Source organism: Clostridium sp. C2-6-12, from assembly GCF_009928485.1.
Taxonomy (GTDB): Bacteria; Bacillota; Clostridia; order Clostridiales; family Clostridiaceae; genus Clostridium.
Genome location: NZ_JAABNP010000077.1, coordinates 1 through 6,477, shown reverse-complemented (window position 1 = coordinate 6,477; position 6,477 = coordinate 1). Strand labels below are relative to the sequence as shown.

8 protein-coding genes are annotated in these 6,477 nt (G+C 26.3%); 4 read left to right on the top strand and 4 right to left on the bottom strand.

What is annotated here, in order from left to right; genetic code table 11:
- Positions 1-82: 82 nt before the first annotated feature.
- The 4 genes from GXK56_RS27345 to GXK56_RS27330 form a co-directional block, all read right to left on the bottom strand.
- Positions 83-604: a metal-dependent hydrolase gene (locus GXK56_RS27345; RefSeq protein WP_160693448.1), complete on the bottom strand. Its 522-nt coding sequence runs from the start codon at positions 602-604 to the stop codon at positions 83-85.
- A gap of 131 nt (positions 605-735) precedes the next feature.
- The gene (locus tag GXK56_RS27340) at positions 736-897 is read right to left on the bottom strand and encodes a FeoB-associated Cys-rich membrane protein (RefSeq protein WP_160693446.1); all 162 of its coding nucleotides are present in this window, start codon (positions 895-897) and stop codon (positions 736-738) included.
- Positions 898-953: 56 nt separating this feature from the next.
- Positions 954-2,720: a ferrous iron transport protein B gene (feoB, locus tag GXK56_RS27335; protein WP_160693444.1), complete on the bottom strand. Its 1,767-nt coding sequence runs from the start codon at positions 2,718-2,720 to the stop codon at positions 954-956.
- Between the two features lie 75 nt (positions 2,721-2,795).
- Positions 2,796-3,017, bottom strand: a complete 222-nt coding sequence (locus GXK56_RS27330; protein ID WP_160693442.1) for a ferrous iron transport protein A — start codon at positions 3,015-3,017, stop codon at positions 2,796-2,798.
- 230 nt (positions 3,018-3,247) lie between these two features.
- On the opposite strand from GXK56_RS27330, the gene GXK56_RS27325 reads away from it, so the two are divergent.
- From GXK56_RS27325 to GXK56_RS28460, 4 genes are all read left to right on the top strand, one after another.
- Positions 3,248-4,141, top strand: coding sequence for a hypothetical protein (locus GXK56_RS27325; RefSeq protein ID WP_160693440.1), 894 nt, complete (start codon positions 3,248-3,250; stop codon positions 4,139-4,141).
- Between the two features lie 139 nt (positions 4,142-4,280).
- Positions 4,281-4,988, top strand: a complete 708-nt coding sequence (locus GXK56_RS27320; protein WP_160693438.1) for a LytTR family DNA-binding domain-containing protein — start codon at positions 4,281-4,283, stop codon at positions 4,986-4,988.
- 3 nt (positions 4,989-4,991) lie between these two features.
- Entirely contained in the window at positions 4,992-5,540 is a 549-nt protein-coding gene (locus tag GXK56_RS28465; protein WP_243156290.1) for a hypothetical protein, read from the top strand.
- Positions 5,541-5,692: 152 nt separating this feature from the next.
- Positions 5,693-6,361, top strand: a complete 669-nt coding sequence (locus tag GXK56_RS28460; protein WP_243156289.1) for an ATP-binding protein — start codon at positions 5,693-5,695, stop codon at positions 6,359-6,361.
- Positions 6,362-6,477: the final 116 nt, after the last annotated feature.

Genomic DNA, 6,477 nt, shown 5'->3' with positions numbered 1-6,477 from the left:
ACGGTGGTGTGAGAGGACGCTAAATAAAATAATTATTTAGCTCCTACTCGATTAAAAAAAATGATTTGCTAATGATTAAGTTTTATTTTTGGGTAAATGTAAATATTGAAGTTATGTGAAGTATATCCAGTATTATTCCTATATTTAGGCATATTAAAATTCCACACAATATATCTTCTAATTTACTATTTGTTTTAATTCCAGCTAATGAAAATCTCTTTTTACTTAATGGATAAAACCAAGGTAATCCTCCTATAGTAAAACTATCTAATATTAAATGAGATAATATTCCAAGGAACAATCCATTTATGCCCATAAGTAATAAATTATCTTTAATCATCCCAAGTCCTATTGAATATAAAAGCAAATAAACAAGAGGTGCATGAAATAATTTTCTATGACCTGCCAACTTATTTATTGCTTTAGAAGCTGTCTTTACTTTTCTACCAATATAACTATTTCTATGATCAATATCAGGAAGCAAACTTCCTAGCAATGCTCCTCCAAGTAAAACCCCCGTAGGGATTAAAGGCTTATTTTGCATTTGTATACTCACATATAGTCCTACTAATATGCCGCCATTTATATGTGTTTTATAATTCATTTTTTTACTCCTATTTAATTCTGTCATTTCCTTGAATATGCCTATTATACTATATATTTGTCATCTGTGAAAATGTAATATTTTCTAGTAAAAACTCTCATTAAAAACTTTCGTTTCTAATGAGAGCTAAATTAATTTGCTTTATGATCTTTTTCTAATTCCGAACATGCATTTTTTGCTTTGCAGCCACTACAGCCACAATTACACTTACCTTTTGAAGAATTCCTTAAGGACCTAAATATTATAATTCCAGCTAAGGCTACAATTATAACAGTGATTATTATTTCAAACATTTAGCTTCACCTTCCCATTATAAAACTATAAGAAATAAGCTTTATTGTAATTAATTCTATAATATTAAACTGCCTATATTAAAAATTAAAAATGCAGCTATCCATGCAACAACTAACTGAAAGAATATTGAAAACAATGTTAATTTAGTACCATACTCCTTTTTCATAGTTCCTATTACTGATATACAAGGAGTATAAAGTAATATAAATACCAAAAAAGCATAAGCTGAAAGATTTGTAAAATGCTCTGGTAAAATTAGAGATAAATCCCCCGAATATATTACTTGCATTGACGCTAATACTGATTCCTTAGCAAGGAGTCCAGATATAAGCGATACAGCCGATTGCCAATTTCCAAACCCAAGTGGTCCAAATACAGGAGCTATTATTCCTCCAATTGATGCAAGTAAACTATCATTTACTTCTGAAACCATTCCGCTTAGGTTAAAATTAGATAAAAACCAAACAACTACACTCATTGCAAAAATAATTGTTGCAGCCTTCTTTATAAAATCCATTGCCTTATCTTTAGTTTGTTTATAAATTGAGGAAAGTTTAGGCATTTTATATTCTGGTATTTCTATAATAAAAGGTTCTTCATCCTTTTTAAAATATGTATTTTTAAATAATATTCCTAGTAAAAATGCAACTATTACTCCAAGTAAATATAAAGATGAAACTACAAGTCCTCTATGAGTTTCGAAAAAAACTGCTGCAAAAACAGTATATACAGGAAGTCTAGCATTACAGGACATAAAAGGTACAAGAAGTGCTGTTAATTTTCTATCCTTTTCACTTTCTAAGGTTCTAGCTGTCATTATTGCTGGAACAGTACATCCAAAACCTATTATCATGGGAATAAATGCTTTACCCGAAAGTCCCATTTTTCTCATAAGTTTGTCCATCATGAATGCAACTCTAGCCATATAACCGCTATCTTCTAATATAGTTATACATACAAATAACACTAGAATTATTGGTAATAATACAAGTATACCTCCAACTCCAGAAATGATTCCATCTACAATGAGAGATTTAAACCATGGAGATGTATTAATAAGCATATCACTAACACCTGGTATAAACGTATCATTTAAAAAACTATCTAATAAATCTGAAATAGGTTGCCCCACCCAAGAGAAGGTTACTTCAAACATTAGGGCCATCAACAATATAAAAATAGGATAAGCAAAAAACGGATGCAATACCCATTTGTCTAATTTTTCAGAAGTTGACTCTTTTTTATCTGCATGTTTTTTTATACTTCTGCTTAAAACTTCTTCGATAAAATCATAAGCTTCTTTTTCATTTGCAAAATTATATTTATCACAATCATGAGGTAAATTAAAGTCTCCTCTTTTTACTCTTTCAATAATCTTATCAAGACCTATATTTTTACCTGCTACAATTGGAATTACTTCTACATTTAATTCTTCAGATAATTTATTATAATCAATTTCTATTCCCTTAGCCTCACAAATATCAATCATATTTAAAGCTAAAATAATAGGCTTATTAAATTGCTTTAATTGAGTTGTTAAATATAAATTTCTAGCAAGGTTAGATGCATCTACAATATTTAATATTAAATCTACATTTCCTTCCTCTAAAAATCTTTTAGAAACCTTTTCTTCGTTAGAAAAAGTATCCATAGCATATATTCCAGGTAAATCAATAACTTTTACATTGTTATCTAAAAAACCTTCTTTTTTATCAACAGTAACACCTGGCCAATTTCCCACATATTGATTTGAACCTGTTAATGCATTATACAATGTGGTTTTTCCTACATTAGGATTACCAAGTAAAGCTACATTTATCATAATTATTTAGTCCCCTCTATTTTGCTTATAATCTAATTAAATAATATTATTTATATTAACTTCTATATTAATAACTTATTTCTTTAGGATTATATTTACAGCATCCTTTTTTCTAATAGCTAAATCAAAACCTCTAAAATTTATAATTATTGGATCACCAAGAGGCGCACGTCTTCTAAGTTCAACTTCAGTACCTTCAATGCAGCCTAATGCAAATAATCTTTTTATTAATTTTGAATCTCCATTAATGGATGAAATTATTCCTTTTTCTCCTAATTTCAAATTGCACAAACTCATAATATCATCTCCTAATTGAAATTGTTTATCATATAGTTAAGAATATCATTATTACGTGGATTTTTCAAGTATAAATTAGTATTTTACTAAAATAATATATTTTTTAATGGGTATCTCTCAACATACTACTTATTACAAATTACCTACTATTTACTACAAAATAGTATCATTTTATTATGAATGAACGATAAATAAATATATAGTTTTATGAAAGAAGGAAGGAATAAATTATGATAACAAATTCTTTACTAAATCAGCATAGCTTTCACTTATCACGTTCTGATAGTGATTCTAATGCTTCTAACATATTAAAATCAAAAAATAATAATACATTAGAAAAAAATAATGGCAGTGTTTCAATTAAGAAAAACGATCCTTTGCAACATTTAATGGAGCAGAAGCAAAATATATTTGATAGTAAGCAAAAATATTTAGAAAATGCCCTTGCTAAAAATGAATCTGCAGATTCTATTAAAAATAAAATGGAGGAATATGATAAACAAATTTCAGACATCGATAAACAAATTAATGAACTCAAATTAGAAGAACAGAAAAAATCAATGGGTAAAGATGATCAATTAAAAGAAAAAGATAAAGATAAAAAAACGAATAAATCAGATAATAATCCTAGTGGAAACAAAACACAAGTTAATTCTGAAATAGAAAATAGTGACCATATGATGAATCATCTTGTAAGCCTTTCAAATAACATTTCAGAAGCAAAAAATCTTTCTCATATGAAAACTTCTGCTTCTGGTGAAAAGAGAGTTTTAGAAAGCGAAATAAAAATTGATGAACGTAGAGGTCTTAATCCTGTTAGGAAAAGGGAACGTGCTGCTAAATTAGGAGATAATATTAAAAATATTGAAAAAAAAATCGAAGAAAACTTAGATGATTCTACTGCTAGTAATGAAACTATAATTGCTAATAAAAATCAAAAGTTAAATTCTAATAATAATGCTACTAATGCTGATAAAAGTGATTCTAATAAAGAAAATTCAACTGATCATAATTCTCCAAAATCAATTGATGATTTAAATTTATTAGAAACAATTAAGCTTTATGAAGAAAACAAGAAAGACACTCATGAAATTAATGGCGCAAAAGTTAATTCAATGATGTAGAGAATACAAAAAACTTTAACCTGCAAAAAAATTATCAGGCTAAAGTTTTTTGTATTATGCTGACATTTAGTGATATAATTTCCTACGAGAAATGTAATTTCAGACTTGTAGATATTATATTTTAGAAAGGAAGAGATCCATGCTAAAAATAGCTATATGTGAAGATGATATTATTCAAAGACACAGTATTGCAAATCTAATAAAAAAAGGATTAGCTTCAATTAATAAAAAATATGAACTATTTGAATTTTGCTCAGGTGAAAAACTTCTTTCATCTTTAGGTGATTATCATATTTATTTTTTAGATATAGAAATGGATACTATTTCAGGTATAGATATAGCAAAAAAAATTAGAACATTTAATGAAAATCCAATAATAATCTTTACAACTGGTTATAAAAATTATGTTTATGATGCTTTTGATGTAAATGCTTTTCATTATCTCATAAAACCTATTGATGAAATGAAATTTGAAAAAGTTCTTTTTAATGCAATAAAATCCCTATCACCAAAAGATAAATTTTTAATAGCAAAAATCAATAATTCCTTAACAAAAATTTATTTAAAGGATATTCAGTACATAGAATCCGAGCAAAGGAAAATTAAAATTCATACTACATATGATGTAATAGAATATTACTATAAAATATCAGACTTAGAAGTTGAGCTGATGCAAGATGATTTTTTTAGGTGTCATAAGAGTTTTATTGTTAATTTAAAATATGTTCAAAGCTTTGATAATACTTTTATAACTCTTAAAAATTCAGAAAAAGTATTTATTTCAAGATATAAATTAGCAGATTTTTCGAAAGCCTTTATGTATTACCTGAAAAACGAGGGGTTATAATTTATGGATAAAAATTCAATTGTTCGCCTTATAGATATACTAGGCATTGTCTTAACAGCACCCATTTTATATTTGATTAGATATAATTTTCATAAGAATTTTCTAGGATTGAAAAAAAGTCCGTGGATTTACGTTATATTGACTTTACCCCTATTTACTATTGATTATATTTCTGGTGACCTTGTACCCAATACCCTACGAATAGCTATAAGTAACTTGTGGTTACTAATGATTTTATTCTTTATATGTGAAGGAAATCTAATAATTAAAATTTATGCAATTATCGTTGAAAATTCTATATTATTGCTTACAAGCTTAATATTATTTCCATTTGAATTTTGGATAGCTCCTATTATTAATAATATTGAAATGTCATTTATTCAACATATGATTGTTAACTTAATTCATAACATAATTACATATATTTTTGATTTTTCAATATTATATATATTACTAAAAAGAATTATGAAATATTTGACTTTTAATAATAAATCATTGACTTGGTTTCAAAGCTTACATTTGCTCCTCCCCTGCTTATCGGTTATGGACTAGCATTGATTTTTTATTTTATACAAGAAATTCAAATAAATAACACAACATATTATTTACCTAATATTGTTTCAAAATCATACTATTTGATTTTACCTTTTATATGTTGCCTATTTTTATTTACGATTCCAATTAGTGCTTATACCTTTAAAAAAATGATTGAGTCTGAAGATTATAAATATAAAAGTATACTAATAAAACAACAATTTGAAATGCAGCTTAATCATATAAAAAATATTGATAATATATACTTAGGAATACGAAAAGTAATTCATGATATGAATAATCATATTTCCTGCTTAAAAAATCTAGCAGATACTAATAACTTTGAAGAGATAAAAAAGTACCTATATAAAATAAGTAATACTGTAAGCAAATTAGATTTCAAAATTAAAACAGGGAATCCAATATGCGATGCAATAATTAATGAAAAATATAATATTTCTAAAGCAGAAGAAATAGATTTTCACTGTGAGTTTTTAATTCCACAAAACACCTCATTAGATTCTGTTGATTTATGTGTACTTTTAAGCAATGCTTTGGATAATTCTATTGAAGCTTGCAGAAAAATTAACAGTATTCATAAATTTATATCAATAAAATCTTATGTTAGAGGATTATATTTGATTATAGAAATAATAAATTCAAATTCCGAAAAGATATCTTATAATCGTACTGAAATAATTACAAGTAAATCTGATAAGTTAAATCACGGTATTGGGCTTTCAAATATAGAGGATGTTGTAAATAAATATAATGGAGCCTTTGATATTATAGAAGAATCAAATCAAGTTACACTTTCACTAATGCTTAAAGTATATTAAAATAAATAAAGATGCTGATTTCTATATGATTCTAGTTCATATAAAAAACAGCATCTTTATTGTAAGCGTCAAAGAATCGACGCGTAGCGGTAGCGTAATTTAAGTGATAAAATAAA